The 21,033-nt window shown below is 66.6% G+C and carries 21 protein-coding genes; 9 read left to right on the top strand and 12 right to left on the bottom strand.

The window, feature by feature from the left end; genetic code table 11:
* Positions 1-82: 82 nt before the first annotated feature.
* Positions 83-1,204, bottom strand: a complete 1,122-nt coding sequence (locus DID96_RS00715; RefSeq protein ID WP_124597356.1) for a branched-chain amino acid ABC transporter substrate-binding protein — start codon at positions 1,202-1,204, stop codon at positions 83-85.
* Positions 1,205-1,326: 122 nt separating this feature from the next.
* Positions 1,327-2,064 (bottom strand): FadR/GntR family transcriptional regulator, encoded by a 738-nt coding sequence (locus DID96_RS00710; RefSeq protein WP_124597355.1) that lies wholly within the window; start codon positions 2,062-2,064, stop codon positions 1,327-1,329.
* A gap of 277 nt (positions 2,065-2,341) precedes the next feature.
* Here DID96_RS00710 and lhpI point away from each other — a divergent pair, with 277 nt between their 5' ends.
* From lhpI to DID96_RS00695, 3 genes are all read left to right on the top strand, one after another.
* Positions 2,342-3,280, top strand: a complete 939-nt coding sequence (gene lhpI / locus DID96_RS00705) for a bifunctional Delta(1)-pyrroline-2-carboxylate/Delta(1)-piperideine-2-carboxylate reductase (RefSeq protein ID WP_124597354.1) — start codon at positions 2,342-2,344, stop codon at positions 3,278-3,280.
* A 160-nt stretch (positions 3,281-3,440) separates the two neighbouring features.
* Complete coding sequence (locus DID96_RS00700; protein WP_124597353.1) at positions 3,441-3,848, top strand: response regulator transcription factor; 408 nt, start codon at positions 3,441-3,443, stop codon at positions 3,846-3,848.
* Positions 3,849-3,865: 17 nt separating this feature from the next.
* Positions 3,866-4,645 (top strand): helix-turn-helix domain-containing protein, encoded by a 780-nt coding sequence (locus DID96_RS00695; protein ID WP_124597352.1) that lies wholly within the window; start codon positions 3,866-3,868, stop codon positions 4,643-4,645.
* Between the two features lie 70 nt (positions 4,646-4,715).
* On the opposite strand, the gene DID96_RS00690 is transcribed toward DID96_RS00695, so the two are convergent.
* Complete coding sequence (locus DID96_RS00690) at positions 4,716-5,054, bottom strand: metal ABC transporter ATPase (RefSeq protein WP_124597351.1); 339 nt, start codon at positions 5,052-5,054, stop codon at positions 4,716-4,718.
* Between the two features lie 199 nt (positions 5,055-5,253).
* Positions 5,254-5,493: a UDP-glucose 4-epimerase gene (locus DID96_RS00685; protein ID WP_124597566.1), complete on the bottom strand. Its 240-nt coding sequence runs from the start codon at positions 5,491-5,493 to the stop codon at positions 5,254-5,256.
* A gap of 325 nt (positions 5,494-5,818) precedes the next feature.
* On the opposite strand from DID96_RS00685, the gene DID96_RS00680 reads away from it, so the two are divergent.
* On the top strand, positions 5,819-6,262 hold the full coding sequence (locus DID96_RS00680) for a hypothetical protein (RefSeq protein WP_124597350.1): 444 nt from the start codon (positions 5,819-5,821) through the stop codon (positions 6,260-6,262).
* Positions 6,263-6,293: 31 nt separating this feature from the next.
* Here DID96_RS00680 and DID96_RS00675 read toward each other — a convergent pair whose 3' ends face one another.
* The 3 genes from DID96_RS00675 to DID96_RS00665 form a co-directional block, all read right to left on the bottom strand.
* Positions 6,294-6,692 carry a DUF488 domain-containing protein gene (locus DID96_RS00675; protein WP_124597349.1) on the bottom strand — a complete coding sequence of 133 codons (399 nt, stop codon included), beginning with the start codon at positions 6,690-6,692 and terminating at the stop codon, positions 6,294-6,296.
* A 190-nt stretch (positions 6,693-6,882) separates the two neighbouring features.
* Positions 6,883-8,085, bottom strand: coding sequence for an amino acid aminotransferase (locus DID96_RS00670; protein ID WP_124597348.1), 1,203 nt, complete (start codon positions 8,083-8,085; stop codon positions 6,883-6,885).
* Between the two features lie 72 nt (positions 8,086-8,157).
* On the bottom strand, positions 8,158-9,543 hold the full coding sequence (locus DID96_RS00665) for an amino acid permease (RefSeq protein ID WP_124597347.1): 1,386 nt from the start codon (positions 9,541-9,543) through the stop codon (positions 8,158-8,160).
* A gap of 314 nt (positions 9,544-9,857) precedes the next feature.
* On the opposite strand from DID96_RS00665, the gene DID96_RS00655 reads away from it, so the two are divergent.
* Positions 9,858-10,331: an Lrp/AsnC family transcriptional regulator gene (locus DID96_RS00655; RefSeq protein WP_124597345.1), complete on the top strand. Its 474-nt coding sequence runs from the start codon at positions 9,858-9,860 to the stop codon at positions 10,329-10,331.
* Positions 10,332-10,350: 19 nt separating this feature from the next.
* On the opposite strand, the gene DID96_RS00650 is transcribed toward DID96_RS00655, so the two are convergent.
* On the bottom strand, positions 10,351-10,881 hold the full coding sequence (locus DID96_RS00650) for a hypothetical protein (protein ID WP_124597344.1): 531 nt from the start codon (positions 10,879-10,881) through the stop codon (positions 10,351-10,353).
* A 551-nt stretch (positions 10,882-11,432) separates the two neighbouring features.
* Positions 11,433-12,290, bottom strand: a complete 858-nt coding sequence (locus DID96_RS00645) for an EamA family transporter (protein ID WP_124597343.1) — start codon at positions 12,288-12,290, stop codon at positions 11,433-11,435.
* A gap of 386 nt (positions 12,291-12,676) precedes the next feature.
* On the opposite strand from DID96_RS00645, the gene DID96_RS00640 reads away from it, so the two are divergent.
* Positions 12,677-14,356, top strand: a complete 1,680-nt coding sequence (locus tag DID96_RS00640; RefSeq protein WP_124597342.1) for a phospholipase C — start codon at positions 12,677-12,679, stop codon at positions 14,354-14,356.
* A 94-nt stretch (positions 14,357-14,450) separates the two neighbouring features.
* Entirely contained in the window at positions 14,451-15,875 is a 1,425-nt protein-coding gene (locus DID96_RS00635) for a cytochrome-c peroxidase (protein WP_124597341.1), read from the top strand.
* A gap of 95 nt (positions 15,876-15,970) precedes the next feature.
* Here the strand turns inward: DID96_RS00635 and codA are convergent, their stop codons facing one another.
* Together codA and DID96_RS00625 are read right to left on the bottom strand one after the other, a co-directional pair.
* Positions 15,971-17,212 (bottom strand): cytosine deaminase, encoded by a 1,242-nt coding sequence (codA, locus tag DID96_RS00630; RefSeq protein ID WP_124597340.1) that lies wholly within the window; start codon positions 17,210-17,212, stop codon positions 15,971-15,973.
* Positions 17,213-17,320: 108 nt separating this feature from the next.
* Positions 17,321-17,782, bottom strand: a complete 462-nt coding sequence (locus tag DID96_RS00625) for a VOC family protein (RefSeq protein ID WP_124597339.1) — start codon at positions 17,780-17,782, stop codon at positions 17,321-17,323.
* Between the two features lie 311 nt (positions 17,783-18,093).
* Here DID96_RS00625 and DID96_RS00620 point away from each other — a divergent pair, with 311 nt between their 5' ends.
* Entirely contained in the window at positions 18,094-19,236 is a 1,143-nt protein-coding gene (locus DID96_RS00620) for a porin (RefSeq protein WP_124597338.1), read from the top strand.
* A 250-nt stretch (positions 19,237-19,486) separates the two neighbouring features.
* On the top strand, positions 19,487-19,789 hold the full coding sequence (locus DID96_RS00615) for a DUF4148 domain-containing protein (protein ID WP_124597337.1): 303 nt from the start codon (positions 19,487-19,489) through the stop codon (positions 19,787-19,789).
* A gap of 146 nt (positions 19,790-19,935) precedes the next feature.
* Here DID96_RS00615 and DID96_RS00610 read toward each other — a convergent pair whose 3' ends face one another.
* Positions 19,936-20,883, bottom strand: a complete 948-nt coding sequence (locus tag DID96_RS00610; protein WP_124597336.1) for a LysR family transcriptional regulator — start codon at positions 20,881-20,883, stop codon at positions 19,936-19,938.
* Positions 20,884-21,033 lie beyond the last annotated feature (150 nt).

Here is a 21,033-nt window from a genome sequence, read left to right as displayed (position 1 = left end):
AAGCGCCGGATCGGCGAAAACAAACGAAAGCGCCCGGCGCGCGCCGCGTCCGGCGGGACGCCCGTCCCGCCGGCCAGGCCGGTCAGTCGCCATAAGGAACGGGCAGGCCATTGCGGATCACGTACACGGCCGTCGGCGCGCCCTTCAGGTCGCCGGACGCGTCGAACGAATAGGTGCCCGCGATGCCCTTGTAGTCCGACTTCGCGAGCTGAGCGATCAGCTTCGCCTTGTCGGTGGTCGTGCCGGCCTTCACCATCGCGTCGGCGAGCAGCTTCGCGCCGTCGTAGTAGTTGACCGCATAGACCTGCGTGTCGGTGTGATACGCGTCGTGGTACTTCTTCAGGAATTCGCGCCCGGCCGCCGTCTTCTCGAGCGCGACGCCGCCTTGCGCGCAATAGACGATCGACGCGGCTTCGCCCGCCACCTTGCCCATGTCGGCCGAGCAGATGCCGTCGCCGCCGAGCAGCTTCGCACGCAGCCCGCGCTGCTTCATCTGTTTCGCCATCGGCGCGCCCTGCGCCGCGTAGCCGCCGAAGAAGATCACGTCGGGGTTCTTCGCCTTGATTGTCGTCAGGATGCTGAGGAAGTCGGTCGCCGACGAACTCGTGAACTCATGGTCGACGATCTGGATGCCGTTCGCCTTCGCGACGTTCAGGAACTGCTCGGCAACGCCCTGCCCGTAAGCGGTGCGGTCGTCGATGATCGCGGCCGTCTTCGCCTTCAGCGTCTTCGCGGCGAATACGGCCATCGTGCCGCCGAGCTGCTCGTCGCTCGCGCCGATCCGGAAAATGTTCTTGAAGCCCTGTTTCGTGAGCGCCGGATTCGACGCAACCGGCAACATCGGCACGCCCGCGTTGTTGTACACGTTCGATGCGGGGATCGCGACGCCCGAGTTGTACGGGCCGAGCACCGCGACGACGCCCTTGTCGACGAGGCTCTGCGCGACCTGCACGCCCACTTTCGGGTCGGCCTGGTCATCCTGGGAAACCAGTTTGAACGTCACGGTCTTGCCGGCGACCTTGATGTTCTGCTTGTTGAGTTCGTCGATCGCGAGGCGGGCGCCGTTTTCGTTGTCCTTGCCGTTCGCGGCCTGCGGCCCCGTGAGCGGCGCCGAATGCCCGATCATGACGACTTCCTGCGCGTGCGCGGAAGTCAGCGCGCCGACGGCCGCAGCCACGGCGAGCGCAGTGACGAGATTACGCATGATGTCTCCTGATTGGTTTTTAGTTAAACCAATGTAGGATACGCGTGGTCACTACGCAAGCAATTTCAAAAAAATTGGTCAGAAATCTGGTCTGATCGCGAACCAGCGTGCTTCCGAACGGCTCACTTCGGCGCGATGTCGCGCCGCACGCGGCGAATGTGCTGCTCGACGTAGAACGCGGCCGCGTCGGCGTCGCCCGACACGATCGCCTCGTAGATCAGCCGGTGCTCGGATACGTAGAGCCGGATCCGGCCCGCGTCGTAGATCCCGTCGTCCTTCAGGCGCTTCCACAGCGGCTGGTCCATCGTCTTCGCGACCTCGTCGGCGATCTTCACGATCAGCGCGTCGCCCGTCATCAGTGCGATCTGCCGATGGAACAGCCGGTCGCTCTCGTTCCACAGCGCGCGCTGGTGCGGGTCGTCGACGTCGGTGATCGTCTCCATCTGCGCGAGATAGCCTTCCGCGACCGGGTCCGGCCGGCCCTGCGCAGCCGCGAGGCGCGCAATCGCGGGCTCGAGAATCAGCCGCACGTCGAGCGTCGAGGTCGGGCTGACGTCCGCCTCGGCCGCGTCGCGCATAAGGCCGGCCCGCTCGAGCACGTCGAGCGGCGCCGGCACGACATAGGTGCCCGAGTTGCGCTTCGTGAACACGAGCCCTTCGTTCTGCAGCGCGCCGAGTGCCTCGCGTACGGCCGGGCGGCCGACCTTGAACAGCGCCGCGAGTTCGCGCTCGGACGGCAGCCGGGAATCGGGCGCGTAGCGCCCCGCGCGGATCTCGTCGCGAATCCGTTCGGCGACCTGCTCGTAGATTTGCAGCGGCCGGAAGCCGCTTTCGAAGAATTCGGGGCGCGCGGACGACATCGTGAAGCTCCTGCCGGGTGTTCTGGTCGTGAATCGGAATGGGTTCGCACTATACCGGAGCCGCGCGCCGCGTCGTCTGCCCGATGCGGCCCGGCGCGCTCCTTTGGACTGATATTAGAACCAAAATTAACGCCTCGCTGCATTTTCTGGCTTGCCATTCCGCCAGCTGCTGGTATAGATTCGATCCAGACCGCCTGTTTTGCGGTATCCGGCAGCCACGCACCGGGCGCACTGGTCGCCCGCCCGTCCACGCTCACCCGACATTCCGACTCGCACGATGACCGCTCTTTCCCAGATTCCCGTTTTCGATGCGGCCGCGACGGCCGCGCTGCTCGACTATCCGGCGCTGCTCGCGACGCTCAGGCAAACCGTCGTCGAATACGCGGCGGGCGAGATCGTCAGCCCGGAGCGCCTCGTCGTGCCGCTGCAGGCAGGCGGCGTGATGCTGTCGATGCCGTCGAGCGCTCACGACCTGGCAATCCACAAGCTCGTCAACGTGTGTCCCGGCAACAGCGCGCGCGGGCTGCCGACGATCCTCGGGCAGGTCATCGCGTGCGACGCGCTCACCGGCGAGATGCGTTTCGTGCTCGACGGCCCGACCGTCACCGGCCGCCGCACCGCCGCGATCACCGCGCTCGGAATCCAGGCGCTGCATGGCGACGCGCCGCGCGAGATCCTGCTGATCGGCACCGGCAAGCAGGCGGCCAATCATGCGGAAGCGCTCGCGGCGATCTTCCCCGCTGCGCGCCTGTACGTGCGCGGCACCCGCGCGGCCAGCGCCGCCGAATTCTGCGCGACCCATCGCGCGCATGCGCCGCAGCTCACGCCGCTCGAGCCGGACAGCCCGATTGCCGACACGATCGACGTCGTCGTCACGCTGACGACGAGCCGCACGCCGGTTTACCGTGAAGCGGCGCGCGAAGGCCGGCTCGTGGTCGGCGTCGGCGCATTCACGGCCGATGCGGCGGAAATCGATGCGGGTACCGTCCGCAACAGCCGGCTCGTCGTCGACGATCCGGCCGGCGCGCGCCACGAAGCGGGCGACCTGATCCTCGCGCAGGTCGACTGGCGCAGCGTCGCGTCGCTCGCCGACGTGCTGCGCGGCACGTTCGAGCGTAGCGGGCCGCTGCTGTTCAAGAGCGTCGGCTGCGCGGCATGGGATCTCGCCGCGTGCCGCACCGCGCGCGACGCCCTCGCCGCACGCGGCGGCGCCTGAGGCCAGCGGCGCGGGCGAGTAACGGCGGCGCACGCCGCGGTTACGCGTCCATGCCGCGCCACGCATTGTAGGAAAAACCCTACAACGCGGCGAACCTGCCTACGCAAACTTCCAATTCGGCCGATTTCCTTTTTGGCGGCGCAACACGATACTGGCTCTCATGAATGCCAGCCTGTCACCCGCCGCGCTCAGGGTGTTCCTCGTCGATCACGCGTTCGCCGTGCGGCGGAGGATCGCACTGCTCGTCGGCGCAATCCGCGGCGTCGACGTCGTCGGCGAAGCGGAAGACGGCCAGGGTGCGTGGGCGCACATCCGCCGGTGCCAGGCGGATGTCGTGATCGTCGACCTGCGGCTCGCGGACGGCAGCGGCCTCGATCTGATCGGGACGCTGTCGAAGTACGCGCCACGCGTCATCACGATCGTGCTGACGAATCACTCGGCGCCGGCATTCAGGGAGGCTTGTGCGACGGCCGGCGCGGATTACTTCTTCGACAAGACCGCCGAATTCGACGCAGCATGCCATGTGATCGAATCCCTGGTGCGCGCGCGTCGCGTGCACCACCCCTGAAAGTGCCGGAGTTGCATATGTCCTCAGCATCCGTTAGCGCAGCCGCCGTGCCCGTCGCACCGCGGCCGCCGATCCCGCTTCACGCGATCGCGCGCGCCGATGCCCCGAAACACCCGACCGCGCGCTGCTCGGTTTGCGCGATGCGCTCGATGTGCCTGCCGCCGCAGCTGACGGCGGCCGACTACGGCCGGCTCGACGCGATCATCTGCACGACCCGCCACGTCCGGCAGGGCGACGCGCTGTTCCGCGCGGACGATCCGTTCCAGAGCATCTACGCGGTGCGCGCGGGCTCGTTCAAGACGGTCATGGTGCATCGCGACGGCCGCGAACAGGTGACGGGCTTCCAGATCGCCGGCGAAACGCTCGGCATGGACGGCATCGGCGGCGGCCACCATTGCTGCGACGCAATCGCGCTCGAGGACAGCGTCGTGTGCATCATCCCGTTCGGGCCGCTCGAGGCCGCGTGCCGCGAGATGAAGCCGATGCAGCACTTCCTGTACCAGATGCTGAGCAGCGAGATCGTCCGGGAATCGAGCCAGATGCTGCTGCTCGGCACGATGTCGGCCGAACAGCGCGTCGCGCAGTTCCTGCTGAACCTGTCGTCGCGCTTCCAGGCGCGCGGCTACTCGGCGTCCGAGTTCAACCTGCGGATGACGCGCGAGGAAATCGGCTGCTATCTCGGGATGAAGCTCGAGACCGTCAGCCGGATGTTCTCCCGGTTCCATCGCGAATCGCTCGTCGAGACGCATGGCAAGCGCGTGCGCATCCTCGACGCGGAAGCGCTCGCGCGCGTGTGACGCAGCGCACGGCGACGCGTCACGCACACACGCGACTCGCACCCGGCACACATCCGCCGCGCTCTGTTCGTCAACGCAGCGCATGCGCGCCTGACGGCCCTTTCGGCACGGCGACCTGCCATGCGAGCAGCTCGCGCTCTGCTTGCGCGAATGCGCAGCGCACCGCTTCGTTCGCGTCGTCGCCGACGCAGTGCGGCACCGGCTTCAGCTCGTTGTTACGGGTGATCAGGTCGAGCCGCACGTCGTACGCGCGCTGGCCGGGGCCGGTCGCCCGCGACTCGATCGCCAGATGGCAACCGCTGATCAGCGCACGGAACCGGTCGAGCCGCACCAGTTGTGCGCCGGCTTCCGCTTCCAGCGCGGCCGAGCCGGCGAACCCGAAATAGGCGATCTGCATCCCCATGCCCATGTTGTTTCTCCTGACGGGGTCGCCCTCGCGCCGACCGCCTTGCATGCGCCGCCCGCTTGTCCGCGGCACGGCGAAGATTCATCTGTGACTGCGTGGTCTGTTCTCGCCGGCCGCAGTCCGACCGGCATCGTGCGCGATCCCGCCGCGCGTTGCACGCACGCCCCCGCGTGCGCGTTCCCGTTATTGCGTCATCCCGTGCCTATACGTTGAATACCTGCGACAGCTTCAGCTCGATCCACGTCATGCCGGCCCGCAACCCTTCGAGCACCGCCTCGCGCTCCGTCGGATACACGTGGCCATGCTCGAACGCGTGCTCGAACCGGGCAGGACCGGCGCCGTGCTCGACCCGCACGCGACAGCGAAACCCGCCCGCATCGTCAGGCCGCGTCTCGACCTCGACCGTCCAGTCGCCTTCCCGGATGTTGCCCGACAGCGTCATCTGCTCCTCCCGCGGCCGCCGCCGCATCCCGCCCGCCTGACGGGCCGGCCGCACGGAACCGGCTGCCACCACATGCGTGCCACCGACCCGTTGCGTCCATGAGGTGAGCATAGAGGCGCGCGCCGCCGCGCGCTTGACCCACGTCAAGCGAGTCGTGCGTCCGGCCCGCACCGCATGACGTTGCTCAACGCCGCTCAACGCAGCGGCCGCCGTGCGGTCAAAGGAAGTAAACCGGCACGCGCGGGCGCGATCGGCCCGATTCGCGCGAACGCCCCGCACGCGGCGCGCGCCGGCATACGGGGCAGTGATTTGCACTGGATCTTCGATGAGCCTGATAGCGAATCTGGACGGCGCCCGCGATCTGTACCGCCTGTGCTTCGTGCGCGCGCCGTGGGCGTACTTCACGTGCCTGCCGCTCGACGAGCAATGCGGCGAAAGCTGGGCGTCGATTCCGTACCAGGCGGTCGCGAAGCCGCCTTACAGCGATTCGCGCACGCAAGTGCTGAAGGTCGCGTTCGACGCGCCGCTGTTGCTGCCACCCGAAGCCGGGCGGCACGGCGGCGCATATAGCGTCGAGCAGATCAATCGCGGCACCGTGCCGTGGCTGCGCAGCGAGAACTTCCTCGACGCCAACGCGCTGCTCGTATGGGGCGGCGCGACACTGCAGGCCTTCGTCGAGACGGTCGAATCGGCGGGTGGCACGGTCTACGGCCCGCTCGGCTGGGCCGATCTGCCGCCGTGGGAAGCGCCGGACGCAGCGGTAGCGTGAGCGCGTTGGACTGACAGCGCCGCCCGGCCGCTCAGGACACGCCCGGCTCGATCACCGCGCCGCGCTCGGCGAGCAGGTCGCGCAGGATGCTGCGGTGGCAGCGGTGCTCGTTCTCGCAATAGCAGCCGATCGAGAACTGCGAGGTCGCCGACAACGTGGCCAGCAGGTCCAGCACCTTCGGCGCATCGCCGTGACTCATCTCCGCGCGGAACTTGCGCACGAACGCACGCCAGTCGGCTTCGGTTTCGGCGTGCAGCGCCTGCGCAACGAGCTCAGGCGTCGGCGACAGCGTCGGCAGCCACACGTCGTAATAGTTGCGCGACGCAAACTCGGCCTTCGGCACGCCGCGCGGCGGACGCCGCACCGTACCGATCCGCACGCCCTCGCCGTCCGCACGCGGCGAGCCCAACTGCACGATTCGAATGCTCATTCGCAGGGTGCTCCTCGACTTGACGATCATCACGATCCATCCGCGCATCGTACCGCCACGCGCACGGCCGCGACAGCCGTGCGGCGCCGCAGCGCGGCCGGCATGAAAAAAACCGGCTGCCCCCGCAACGAGGACAGCCGGTTTCATGCGAAACGCGCGCACTTGGCGCGCATATCGGCCGGACGCCGGATCAGACGCCGCTCTTCAGCACCTTCGCGATCGCGTCGGAAACGATGCCGACGTTCGAGTCGTTCAGGCCCGCGACGCACATCCGGCCCGAGCGCAGGATGTACACGCCGTGCACTTCGCGCAGCGCGTCGACCTGCGATTCGGTCAGGCCCGTGTACGTGAACATGCCGCGCTGCTTCACGTAACGCGTGAGCGCTTCACCGCTCACGTGGTCGCGCAGGCCGTCGTGGATCGACTGGCGCATCCGCGCGATGCGGCGGCACATCGCCGCGAGCTCTTCCTCCCACTGCTTGCGCAGCGCGGGCGTGTTGAGCACGGTCGACACGAGCTTCGCGCCGTGGATCGGCGGATTGCTGTAGTTCGAGCGCACCGCGCCGGCGAGCTGGCCGAGCACGCGGTCCGCCGCGGCGGCGTCCTCGCAGATCACGCTCAGGCCGCCGACCCGCTCGCCGTACAGCGAGAAGTTCTTCGAGAACGAGTTCGCGACGAGTGCCGGCAGCCCGCGGCGGGCCAGCTCGCGCACCGCGAACGCATCCGCGTCGAGGCCCGCACCGAAGCCCTGGTAAGCCATGTCGACGAACGGCAGCAGCTCGCGCGCCTCGATCACGTCGATCAGCTTCTGCCACTGGCCTTCGTCGAGGTCGACGCCGGTCGGGTTGTGGCAGCACGCGTGCAGCAGCACGACACTGCGCGCGGGCAGCGCATTGATCGCCGTGAGCATCGCATCGAACTTCAGCCCGCCCGTCGCCTCGTCATAGTACGGGTACGTGTTCACCGTGAAGCCCGCACGTTCGAAGATGAAGCGGTGGTTTTCCCAGCTCGGGTCGCTCAGCCATACCTGCGCGTCCGGGAAATAGCGCTTCAGGAAATCCGCGCCGACCTTCAGCGCGCCCGAGCCGCCGAGCGTCTGCACGGTCGCGATGCGGCCCGCCGCGCGCGTCGGGTGATCGGCCCCGAACACAAGTGCCTGCACGGCGTCGCGGTACGGCGCCATGCCGACCATCGGCAGGTACGGCTTCGGGCCGATTTCGCGCTGCTGCGCCGTCTCGGCTTCGCGGACGGCGTCCATCACCGGAATCCGGCCTTCGGCGTCGAAATAGATGCCGATGCTGAGGTTGACCTTCTGCTCGCGCGGGTCCTTCTGGAAGTTCTCGTTGAGCGTCAGGATCGGGTCGCCCGGATACGCGTCGATGTGTTCGAACATGGCTTTATCGGTCTCGTTGGATGAAAAGTCTTGCTGCCGGTGTCGTTGCGGCCTGTGTGGACAGGGCCGCCGTTACCGTGCGGATGCGCGATCGCGCAGCGCAAAGGCGGCATTCTTCTGACGGAAGCGATACCCGACCGCGAGCACCGCGAGCCATACCGGGATCAGGTACACCGACAGGCGGAGATCCGGCGTCAGGTACATCACGACGAGAATGCCGGCCATGAACGCCAGGCACAGGTAATTCGTGAAAGGATAGCCCAGACTGCGGAAGAACGTCTGCTGTCCCGCCGCACGCTTGGCCTGGCGGAACTTCAGGTGGATCAGGCTGATCATCGCCCAGTTGATGATGAGCGCCGACACGACGAGGCCCATCAGCACCTCGAACGCCTTGCCCGGCATGAAGTAGTTGACCAGCACGCACAAGCCGGTCGCGAGCGCCGACGCGCCGAGCGCCGCGAGCGGAATGCCGCGCTTGTTCACGGACATCAGCACCTTCGGCGCGTTGCCCTGCTGCGCGAGGCCGAACAGCATCCGGCTGTTGCAGTACACGCCGCTGTTGTAGACGGACAGCGCGGCCGTCAGCACGACGACGTTCAGCACGTTCGCGACCAGGTTGCTGCTGAGCGCGTGGAAGATCAGCACGAACGGGCTGCCGCCGGAGACGACCTTCTCCCACGGATACAGCGACAGCAGCACGGCGAGCGCGCCGATGTAGAAAATCAGGATGCGGTAGATCACCTGGTTGGTCGCGCGCGGAATGCTGCGCTTCGGATCGTCCGCTTCAGCCGCGGTGATGCCGACGAGCTCGAGACCGCCGAACGAGAACATGATCGCCGCCATCGACATCACGAGGCCCGACACGCCGTTCGGGAAAAAGCCGCCGTGCTGCCACAGGTTCGCGACGCTCGCCTCGGGGCCCGCGTGGCCGCTCGCAAGCAGCCAGCCGCCGAAGCCGATCATGCCGACGATCGCGGCGACCTTGATGATCGAAAACCAGAACTCCGTCTCGCCGTACGACTTGACGCTCGTCAGGTTGATCAGGTTGATCACGACGTAGAACACGAGCGCGGACACCCAGGTCGGCACGCCCGGCCACCAGTACTGTACGTAGATCCCGACCGCCGACAGCTCGGCCATGCTGACGAGGATGTACAGCACCCAGTAGTTCCAGCCGGACAGGAAGCCCGTGAAGTGGCCGCAGTACTTGTCGGCGAAGTAGCTGAACGAGCCGGCCACCGGCTCGTCGACGACCATCTCGCCGAGCTGGCGCATGATGAAAAACGCGACGATGCCGGCCACTGCGTAGCCGAGCAGCACGGACGGGCCCGCCATCTTGATCGTCTGCGCGATGCCGAGGAAAAGCCCCGTGCCGAGCGCGCCGCCGAGCGCAATCAGCTGGATGTGCCGATTCTTCAGCCCGCGCTTCAGGCCGTCTTGCTCGTGTCCAGAAACCATGTCTTCTCCACTCTGTCCGCCTCGTTGGGAAGCGGTGCGCCTCGGTGTGCCGGGCACTGTTTTGCTATGCCGGCGACCGTTCGTGGAGCCACCGGGTTGGGGACTGCAATCTTCGTGCGGCGGCACCCGAACGCTGCCGGCGGCCCTGCTGCATCGGCCGCCGATTGCCGCCTGCGGCCGCATTGCTGCGATCGCACACGAAAATCCGGCGTCAGTTTAGCGTTGCGGCGACGAAATCGGGTTTCGTAACCGGTTCATGCAAACCCTACATTATGAGATAAGATTGCATCCGGGAGACATATGAGGAAACAAAAATGCCTGAACCGGTTCTCGACCGCATCGATCGGAGCTTGCTGGCGGTGCTGCAGGAGAATGGCCGCGCCTCGAACCTCGACCTGGCGAAGGCCGTGGGCCTGTCGCCCGCACAGACGCTGCGTCGCCACCGGCGGCTCGAGGAGATCGGTGCGATCCGCCGCTACGAGACGCGGCTCTGCCCCGACACGCTCGGTTTCGGCGTCACCGCGTTCGTGCACGTGACGATGGAACGCGGGCATATCCGCGACCTGTCGAAATTCCAGAAGCTCGTGTCCGATCTCGCGCAGATCCAGGAGTGCTTCTCCGTGACCGGCGACATCGACTATGTGCTGAAGGTCGTCGCGCGCGACCTGAAGGGACTGTCCACGTTCCTGCTCGAGACGCTGATGCGCATTCCCGGCGTGAGCGGCGTGCATTCGAGCGTGTGCCTCGACGAGATCAAGTGCACGAGTGCGATGCCGGTGGAAGCGTGACGGCCTGCGCGTCGTCCGGTCACTCGCAAACGGGTGCCGGCGCGATCGGCAGCGGCGTTGCCGTCACGCGGCCGGCGTCGACATGCAGTTCGCGCAGCGTCAGATGGTCGTACGCGGATCCTGCCGACCCCCAGACTTCATAGTCGTGCCCGGCCGCCGGGACGAAGGTCCCGGACACCGGCGGGTCGGAAACGCGCACGGGCTTTCCGCCTCGCATGTCCTGATAGTTCGCGCGCGACGTGATCGTGATCGGCTTGCCCGCCGGCACCACGTATTCGTGGAAATATTTCGCCGCGTCGTCCGGCACCGGCATGCCGACTGTCTTGTTGACGAGGGCCGACAGGCCCGGTTTGGTCGCAACGATCGTATCCGGGTATCCGGCGAGCAATGATTCGGGCGGCCGGCATCCGCGATTGAAGTGGAAGTACACGACCGGCCCCCAGTAGGCGCGAATCCGCGCATCCTTCGTCGGGTCGTAAGTTGAATTCGTCCCGCCCTGCGTTACGCATCCCGCCAGCGCCAGCATCGCGAGCGCCGATGTCAGGCGCATGGCCATCGTCCTCGGTGTCATCCCTGCCCTGTTCGTCCGGAAATTGTCGCTCTTGGCCGCTGCGATCGGCGTGGCCGCCACGGCGGGCGGATTATGCCATGCAGGTGCGCAACGAAGTCGCTGACGAGACCCAGCGACTTACCCGAATGCCGCCCCCAAGCCGAGACCCGATGGATGCTCCGCTAATTCGCACTGCGTGAGCGGCGTACGCTCTTGCTGTCGATCGACACGACTTCATCTGCCAGCACCGGGCGGAGCTCTCGCATCCAGCGGTGAAACAGGCTTCGAGCTTCAGTGGATCGAGCGCCGCGAATACCCGATCAACGCGGGTTGTCATGGGCTGCATGCGAAATTCAGCTGAAAAATCAGACATGTACGACAGACAATGCAATTCTTAACTGAGATCGTCTTGGATTCCTAAGTGCATAAGTTATGCGAAATCCATGACCGAAATCGAACATGCTGATTGCCCTGTTGCCCGAAGGCGCACTGACGTAATACGTTGCACTCAACAAGGACCGCACCATGCGGCGCCGTTTTCATTCAAGCCCTTACCGCACGACCTCAAACGCGCTGATCAGCAACGCTCCGGCCGCGATCACCACACAACCGCCCGCGCGCCGGACCGACAGGCGCTCGCCCAGATAAAGCCGCGCGATCAGCGCCGCGAACACCACGCTCGTTTCGCGCAGCGACGACACCGGCCCCATCGGGCCGTGCTGCATCGCCCAGATCACGATCCCGTACGCGAGCGCCGCGAACACGCCACCGCATCCCGCCTTCACGAGTTCCGCGCGATTCTCCGACAACCGCAACGAGCCTTTGCGCACGCGATAGTAGGCGGCCATCATGAGCCCGGTCAGCACGAAGGTCCAGGCCGCATAGCCGATCGCATCGCCGTTGTGCCGCACCCCGATGCCGTCGACCACGCTGTAGGCCGCGATCGACACGCCGGTTGCAAGCGCAGCCGGCAGCACCTTCCCCATCCGGCGCGACGATACCGCTTCGCGATCGAGGCCGATCGACACGATCCCTGCCGAAATCAGCACGAGGCCGCACTGTGCGCCCGTGCCCAGCGCCTCGCCGGCAAACACGCCCGCACCGAGCGTGACCAGCAGCGGTGCGGTGCCGCGTGCAATCGGATACGCGACGCTCAGGTCGCCGTGCTCGTACGAATACACGAGCAGCAGGTTGTAGATGACGTGGATCGCAGCTGACGCGACAACGTATGGCCAGCTCGCCAGCACGAGCGGCGGCGACGCAGGCAGAAGCAGCGCGGCGAACACACCCATCGCCACGGTCAGCGTGGTGGCCGAGCGCAGCCGGTCGCCGCTGCTGCGCACGAGCGCGTTCCACGATGCGTGCAGCAGCGCCGCGCACAGGACGGCGAACAGGACGGGTATCGGCATCCAGCAGGCTCCATGACGGGATCGGGGCAGCGCGGCGGTCGCTACCGGTCGAGGCATTCATCATATGAATTCGTCATACGAATGTCAAAGTCGCTGCGAGCCACCTTCGAACCGTCTTCGCGAGCCACCCGGCCAACTGGCGCCGCACGGCGTGTCCGCTCGGCTAAGCACATCGCGCACTCCCGAACGGCACCTTCCCGATTATTTCACTTCGCCTTCGATGCAAATGTCCCCGTAATGAAAACGATATCGCAGAGCAATGCCCGCGAAACCGCTCCGCCCCCATATCTTCATACCAGGCTGTTTCAATGCGCGTGCTCGCCATCGCGCCCGCCGCCGTTCCGGGCCGATCATTTCCATGACCCGCTCGAATGGAGTCCTTCACGATGTTTCGTCAAGCCTTGTTCGTCACCGCCTGCGCCGGCGCCGTCTTCGCGCTGTTCGCATGCGGCGGCAACGACAACTCGACACCGGCCGCGGCCTCGGTGTCGTCGCAGGATGCGCTGCAGACCGCCACGCCAATCAAGCATCTCGTCGTGATCTACGGCGAAAACGTGTCGTTCGACCACTACTTCGGCACCTACCCGAGCGCGACCAACCCGCCGGGCGAACCGGCGTTCAACGCGGCGGCCGGCACGCCCGCCGTCAACGGCCTGACGGGCACGCTGCTGACCGCGAACCCGAACTTCACGAACACCGCGAACGGCACCGACGCCGCGAACCCGTTCCGCCTCGACCGCACGCAGGCCGCGACCGCCGACCAGAACCACGCGTACACGGCCGAGCAGCAGGCCGAGGACAACGGCCTCGCCGACCTGTTCCCGAAATACACGGGCCGCGGCTCGTCCGGCGGCGCCGGCGCGTTCGGCACGAAGGGCCAGGTGATGGGCTACTTCGACGGCAACACCGTGACCGCGCTGTGGAACTATGCGCAGCGCTTCGCGATGAGCGACAACATGTACACGACGTCGTACGGCCCGTCGACGCCGGGCGCGCTGAACGTGATCTCCGGCCAGACCAACGGGATGCAGATCGTCAAGACTTCGAAGCAGCCGTCGACACTCACCGCGAGCTCGTACTACATCAACGACAGCCAGGGCGGCTTCACGATGATCAACGACGTCGACCCGGGCTTTGACGTGTGCTCGAGCACGACCGACCAGGCGATGATGAGCGGCAAGAACATCGGCGACCTGCTGAACACCGCGAAGATCACGTGGGGCGGCTTCATGGGCGGCTTCAACCTGTCGACCGTGAACGGCAACGGCACGACGGGCTGCAGCCGCAGCACGGTCGCGACCGCTGTGAACGCCCCGACGTCCGACTACATCCCGCACCACAACTGGTTCCAGTACTACGCGTCGACAGCGAACCCGCAGCACACGCGCCCGAGCTCGGTCGCCGCGATCGGCTCGAGCCTCCAGACGGACGGCAAGACGGTCGAACCGGCGAACCACCAGTACGACACCGACGACTTCTTTGCCTCGGTCAAGGCCGGCAACTTCCCGTCGGTCAGCTTCCTGAAGGCGCCGGCCGCACAGGACGCGCATGCGGGCTATTCCGATCCGCTCGACGAGCAGGCGTTCGTGACGAAGGTCGTCAACTTCCTGCAGCAGCAGCCCGACTGGCAGAACACCGCCGTGATCGTCACCTATGACGATTCGGACGGCTGGTACGACCACGTCTATGCGAGCCCGACGCACGCGTCGTTCGATGCAGTAGACCAGCTGAACGGCAACGGCAAGTGCGGCACCGGCACGCAGGCTGCGGGCGTGAACGGCCAGCCGGTGAACGGCCGTTGCGGCCCGGGCGTGCGGATTCCGCTCGTCGTGATCTCGCCGTACGCGAAGCAGAACTACGTCGACCACACGATGGTCGACCAGGCTTCGGTCGTACGCTTCATCGAGGACAACTGGCTCGGCAGCCAGCGCATCGGCGGCGGTTCGTTCGACGCGTCGGCGGGCGACCTGCGCGGCCTGTTCGACTTCACGTCGAAGCCGAACACGACGCCGCTGTACCTCGACCCGACGCTCGGCACCGCGCTGGGTTCCGCGCCGGCGATCTGATCGTCGACGTCACCAGGCAGGCCGGCGCGCAAGGCGCCGGCCGTTTCCATTTCAACGCGCCGCATTCGCGGCGCCCGACTTCACCCTTGATCGGATGACCGCCCGTCCTGCATTTCCGCCGCCTGGCACGCCTGACACCGGCACCACCGAATCGCGCCGCCCTCTTCGCTTCGTGCGCCGCGCGGCGCTCGCGCTCGGCGCAGGCGCGCTCGGCTTCGCCGCGTTCGCGATCGCGTTCCCCGCGCACACGCCCGCCGCGATCGGCAACCTCGTCGAGAATGTGACCGGCGCGAACCCGCACCCGATCGTGCTGCAGCGCCCGGCTGCCGCACCGCTGTCCGCGGTCGCGCAGCTCGGACGCGCGCTGTTCTTCGATCCGGCGCTGTCGGCATCCGGCAAGCAGTCGTGCGCGTCGTGCCACAGCCCCGATCACGCGTTCGGGCCGCCGAACGCGCTCGAGGTGCAGCCGGGCGGGATCGCGATGACGCTGCACGGCTACCGGCCGCCGCCGTCGCTGATGTACCTGTACCGGCAGCCGAACTTCAGCATCGGCCCCGATGCCAGCGAAAACGACGACGCGGTGAGCGTCGCGCAGCAGGCCGCGTCGGCGTCTGGCGTCGTGAAGGCGCAGAAGGTGGCCGGCACATCAGCCGCGCCGCAGCTCGTGCCGCAGGGCGGAATGTTCTGGGACGGCCGCGCGGACACGCTGCAGCAGCAGGCGTTCGGCCCGCTGCTGAATCCGGTCGAGATGGCAAACCCGAGCGTCGACGACGTCGCACGCAAGCTCGCGCAATCGCCGCACCGCGCGCGGTTCCTGCAGCTGTTCGGGCCGCGCGTATTCGACAGCGCGCAGCTCGCGGTGTCCGAAGCGATGTTCGCGATCGCGCGCTATCAGGTCGAGGATCCGTCGTTCCACCCGTACAACAGCAAGTACGACCGCTGGCTCGAAGGCCGCGCGCACCTCACTCACGCGGAACTGCGCGGGCTGCGTCTCTTCAACGATCCCGTGAAGGCGAATTGCGCGGGCTGCCACCTGTCGAAGCCGGGCGCCGATGGTCTGCCGCCGATGTTCACCGACTACCAGTACGAAGCGCTCGGCGCGCCACGTAACCGGCTGCTCGCGCAGAACCGCGATCCGGCGTTTCACGACCTCGGGCTGTGCGGCCCGTTCCGTACGGACCTGAAGGACCAGACGCAGTATTGCGGGATGTTCCTCACGCCGACACTGCGCAACGCGGCGACCCGCCACGTGTTCTTCCACAACGGCGTGTTCCACTCGCTCGACCAGGTGATGGCGTTCTACAACGAGCGCAATCTCGCGCCGGAGAAGTTCTATCCGCACAACCCGGACGGCAAGGTCGACGCGTACGACGATCTTCCCGCGCCGTATCGCGCCAACATCGACGTGACCGACGCGCCGTTCGACCGCAAGCCCGGCGACGCACCCGCGATGTCGGCGCAGGATATCAAGGATATCGAAGCGTTCCTGCAAACCCTCACGGACGAACCGGTGCGGTGAGTCCTGCCGGCGGGCCTGGCGTCACCGCCGGGCCCGCACCTTCAGCGCGAGCAGCATCACCGCCGCCGCCAAACCAAACGTCACCCCGCAAAAAATCACGCCGGATAAGCGACCCGCTCCGGTTCGCGCCGCATGATCACCTTGCCGCCGCGGATCGACCACGCCGCCTTCGCCTGACGGCGCAGCGCATCATAGTCGCTGTCCGCATCGAGCACGACGAGGTTCGCGGGCCGGCCGACCGCGATGCCGTAGCGCTCGCCGAGATGCATCGCGGCCGCGCTGTGGTTGGTCACGAAGTCGAGGGCGCGCTGCAGATCCTCGTAGCCCATCATGTGGCAGATGTGCAGCCCCGCGTCGAGCACGCGCAGGATGTTGCCGTTGCCGAGCGGATACCACGGATCCTTGATCGAATCCTGTCCGAAGCACACGTTGATGCCGGCGCGGTCGAGTTCCGCCACGCGCGTGACGCCGCGCCGCTTCGGGAACGTGTCGAAGCGCCCTTGCAAATGGATGCTCTCGGTCGGACACGAGATAAAGCTGAGGCCCGCGCGCTTGAGCAGCCGGAACAGCTTCGAGCAATACGCGTTGTCGTACGAACCCATCGCGGTCGTATGGCTCGCGGTCACCCGCGCGCCCATTCCGCGCACGCGTGTCTCTTCGGCGAGCACCTCGAGAAAGCGCGAATGCGGATCGTCGGTTTCGTCGCAATGCACGTCGACGAGGCAGCCGGTGCGCTCGGCGAGGTCCATCAGGAAACGGATCGAGCTGACGCCCTGCTCGCGCGTGTTCTCGAAGTGCGGAATGCCGCCGACGACGTCCGCGCCGATGTCGATCGCCTGCTCCATCAGCGCGCGGCCGCCGTCGAACGATTCGATCCCTTCCTGCGGGAACGCGACGATCTGCAGATCGATCAGCCCGCGCGCCTCGTCCTTCACCTCGAGCATCGCCTTCAGCGCGGCCAGCGACGGATCGGTCACGTCGACGTGGGTGCGCACGTGCTGGATCCCGTGATCGCGCAGCATGCCGATCGCCGCATGCGCGCGCGCCTTCGTGTCGTCATGCGTGATCGTCGCCTTGCGCTCGGCCCAGCGCTCGATCCCCTCGAACAGCGTGCCACTCATGTTCCAGGCCGGCTCGCCAGCCGTGAGCACCGCATCGAGGTGAATGTGCGGCTCGACGAGCGGCGGGATCGCGAGGTGACCGCCCGCGTCGATGTCGTCGCCGCTCGCGTGCGCAATCGCAGCCGGCTGCGCATCGATGCGCGAGATGGTTCCTGCGTCGATGCCGATCGTGAAGAGGCCGTCGCGGCCGCGCAGGCGTACGTTGAACAGGTTCATGTGGGGGTCCTGGCATGAAGCGGCCGTGCGTCGCCGCGACGGACGCGTGTTTCGAAAGAAAGGGAAAGCTGGCGCAAGGGAAAACCGGGCGCGCGACGTCGCCGCCCGTCACGACCAGCCGTCGATCGTCAGCCCGGTCTCCGCGACGGCCTCTTCCCGCGTCACGACACGCACCTGCTGCCCGAACGTCCACACGTGCTGCTCGGGATCGCGCGCGCGATAGGTCCGGTCGCCGTAGAACTGATCGGCGGGCTCCTGCACGATCACCGCGCCGACCTGCCGTGCGCGTGCGCAATGCGCGTCGATATCGGCGCTCAGTTGCACATGTACGCACTGCGTGTTCTTGCCGCCGACGCCCGTCGGGCTCGACACGAAATCCGCCCATTCGCCGCCGATCATCACCGTGCCGCCGCCGAACGTCAGCTCCGCATGCACGAGCCTCCCGTCCGGCGTGCTGATCACGATGCTGCGCTCGAAGCCGAACGCACGCTCGAGCCAGTCGAGCGCGGGCCACGGGTCGCGATAGAACACGGCGGAACTGATCGACGGACGGCGGCTCGGCGTAGTCATCTTTGATCTCCGGATCGATGGCGTGACGCGCCCATTCTCCGCGCGTGCGCGCCATCGATCAACTGCCGGCACAGTCACGCTCGATGTTGCAACCGCGCCACAACACTGTGCGGCACGGCACGCGTGCGTCGCGCCTGAAGCACACCGTCCCCCCGGCAATTGGCGTATTGCGCGATATGTGACAACGGTGTGAATCACTCTTGCTGGTTCTGCAACGGTGCGCTCGCGCCGCGCCGCCGGAATCCGCGTCGGTGCATCCCTATACTGGCGCCGAATTTCTTGTTCGCAGTCCCACACGCAGGAGCCTTTACGTGAAAAAAACCCTTCTTGCCGGCGCCGCCACCGCCGCATTGTTCGCCCCGCTCGCACACGCGCAAAGCTCGGTCACGCTGTACGGCCTGATCGATGCAGGCATCGCCTACACCAACAATGTGAATGGCGCTTCCCAGTGGCGCATGGCCAGCGGCACGATCAACGGCAGCCGCTTCGGCCTGCGCGGCAGCGAGGATCTCGGCGGCGGCCTGAAGGCGCTGTTCGTGCTCGAGAACGGCTTCAACGTCAACAACGGCGCGCTTGGCCAGGACGGCAAGATGTTCGGCCGCCATGCGTACGTCGGCCTGAGCAAGAGCGGCTACGGCACGCTGACGCTCGGCCGCCAGTACGACACGATGGTCGACTTCGTCGCGCCACTGTCGGCAACCTCGGGCGACTTCGGCGACACGGGCTTCGCGCATCCGTTCGACAACGACAACCTGAACCATTCGCTGCGCATCAACAACGCGGTCAAGTACACGAGCGACACGTACGCGGGCCTCAAGGTCGGCGCACTGTACGGCTTCTCGAACTCGACGAACTTCGCCAGCAACCGTGCGTACAGCGTCGCGGCGAGCTACACGAACGGCCCGCTGAAGCTGGCCGGTGCGTACCTGCAGATGAACGGCACGAAGGGCTCGACGAGCGCGAGCCCGGGCGCGACGGACGTCGCCGAAGGGAAAAGCCTGAGCCAGGGCGGCTGGTCGATCGGCGCGGACCGCATGCGTTCGTACGGCGGCGGCGTCAGCTACGTGTTCGGCCCGGCCACCGTCGGCTTCGTGTATACGCGCTCGCAATACGACAACTCGGGCTCGTTCGGCTCGACCGGCCAGATCGCGTTCAACAATTACGACGTGAACGTCCGCTATGCTGTGACGCCGGCCGTCAGCCTCGGCGCCGCGTATGTGTACACGGATGCCAGCGTGTCGAACCCGGACAGCAAGCACGGCACCGATCCGAAGTGGCATCAGGTCGACCTGCAGGCCGTCTACAAGCTGTCGCGCCGCACCGATCTGTACGCGGAAGCGATGTACCAGCACGCGTCCGGCCGCGGCTACCAGGCGTTCATCAACACGTCGGGCGGCGCGTCGAGCACCGCGAACCAGGTCGTCGGCACGATCGGCATGCGCACGCGCTTCTGAGCCTCTGAGCCTCCTGGCCCGGCTGTCTGCCGAAACACGAAACCCGCCTGCGAAGGCGGGTTTTTCATTTCATGCGCACGTGACGACGGCGCGCGATGCATGTCGATCGTTCGTCCAATGTTGTTCGTTCTGGAAGACAGCCTGTCTGGAATCGGGGTTTTTGCGCGCACCGCCGCTGCGTAGACTTTCCTCAACGGTTCGGATCACTTGTCAATCTCCGGACCGCACCAAATATCCCGGAGGAAAAATCATGAAATCGCTCGTCGTCGCCACCGCCGCAGCCGTCCTGCTCGCCGCACCTGCACTGTCGTTCGCGCAGTCGTCGAAGTCGCCTGTCACGCGCGCGCAAGTGCTGCAGGAACTGTACGACCTCGAATCCGTCGGCTACAACCCGTCGCTCGGCGACGCGGGCAACTACCCGGACGACATCATGGCCGCGCAGGAACGCCTTGCCGCGAAGCGGCTCGCCGAACACAAGGCCGCCGAAGCCGCATACGGTCCGGCCGGTGCGCCCGGTGTGCAAGCCGGTTCGGCCGTGAAGCCGGCCCTGTGAGGCACGCACAACGGATCCCGCCCGCATGCTCGCTCTGACGCATGCGGGCGAGGAGCCCGAACGGAATGAAGCAGGAATCTGACGCAGTAGATTGAAGCAGGAACTCGCGCGCGTGAGCGCGCATCGACGCACCAACGCGCCGCCGGTCACGCAGCCTGTGCCTCCTGCCCAAGCTCGGCCAGCATCTCGACGTCGTGCGCGATCATGCCGGGCACCTCGGCACGCAGGAATTCGACCCAGGTCCGCACTTTCGCGTCGACGAACCGGCGCGACGGATACAACGCATACACGTTCATCTTCTGCAGGATGTGCTCCGGCAACACGCGCACGAGCGTACCGTCGCGCAGCGCGTCGATTGCCGCGTACAGCGGCAGCATCCCGATGCCGATCCCGTCGCGGATCGCGAGTGCGAGCGATTCGGCGGTATTGGTCTGCACCGGGCCCGTGACGTGGATCTGCTCGACGCCGTCCGGCCCTTCGAGCAGCCATTCGTGCGTCGGGAACGCGGGCGTGCGCAGCGTCAGGCACGCGTGCGCGCCGAGGTCCTGCGGGCGGGACGGCGCGCCATGCCGGCGCACGTAGTCGGGCGACGCGCACAGGATGCTGAACGTCGAGCCGAGCAGGTGCGATACGAGCTCCGAATCGGGCAGCGACGACGCGGTCACGACCGCCATGTCGCTCGTGCCGTCGAACAGGTCCGGCATCCGCTGCGACAGCGACAGCTCGATCGATACGTCCGGATACTGTGTGTGGTAGCGCGTCAGCGCGGGCAGCACATAGTGATGGCCGACGCTTGCAAAACTGCGCATGCGCAGCACGCCGGCCGGCCGCTCATGCGCGCAGCTCGCCTCTTCCTCCGCGCGGTCGACGTCGGCAAGGATCTGCCGGCAGCGCCGCAGATAGCTCTCGCCGGCTGACGTCAGCGCGAGGCGGCGCGTCGAGCGGTTCATCAGGCGGGTGCGCAGCCGCGCCTCGAGCTCCGACACCGCACGCGACATCGCGCCGGTCGTCGAATTCAGCGATTGCGCGGCCGCGGTGAAACTGCCCGTCTCGACGACGCGCGTAAACACCCGCATGTTCTGAAGCGTATCCATTCCTGTGAACCACCTGTGTAGGAGCCGCTATTTTCCTCCACGAATCGAGATGGATTGTTACCTTGGCTGCAACTATCGTTTCCCCGCGGCTGCGTTAATGCGCGTGCCCGACGCTCCTACAATCGGCGCCTCACCAGTCGAACGGGCGCG

Source organism: Burkholderia sp. Bp8963, assembly GCF_003854275.1.
Lineage (GTDB): Bacteria > Pseudomonadota > Gammaproteobacteria > Burkholderiales > Burkholderiaceae > Burkholderia.
This window is presented reverse-complemented; position numbering and strand designations above follow the sequence as displayed.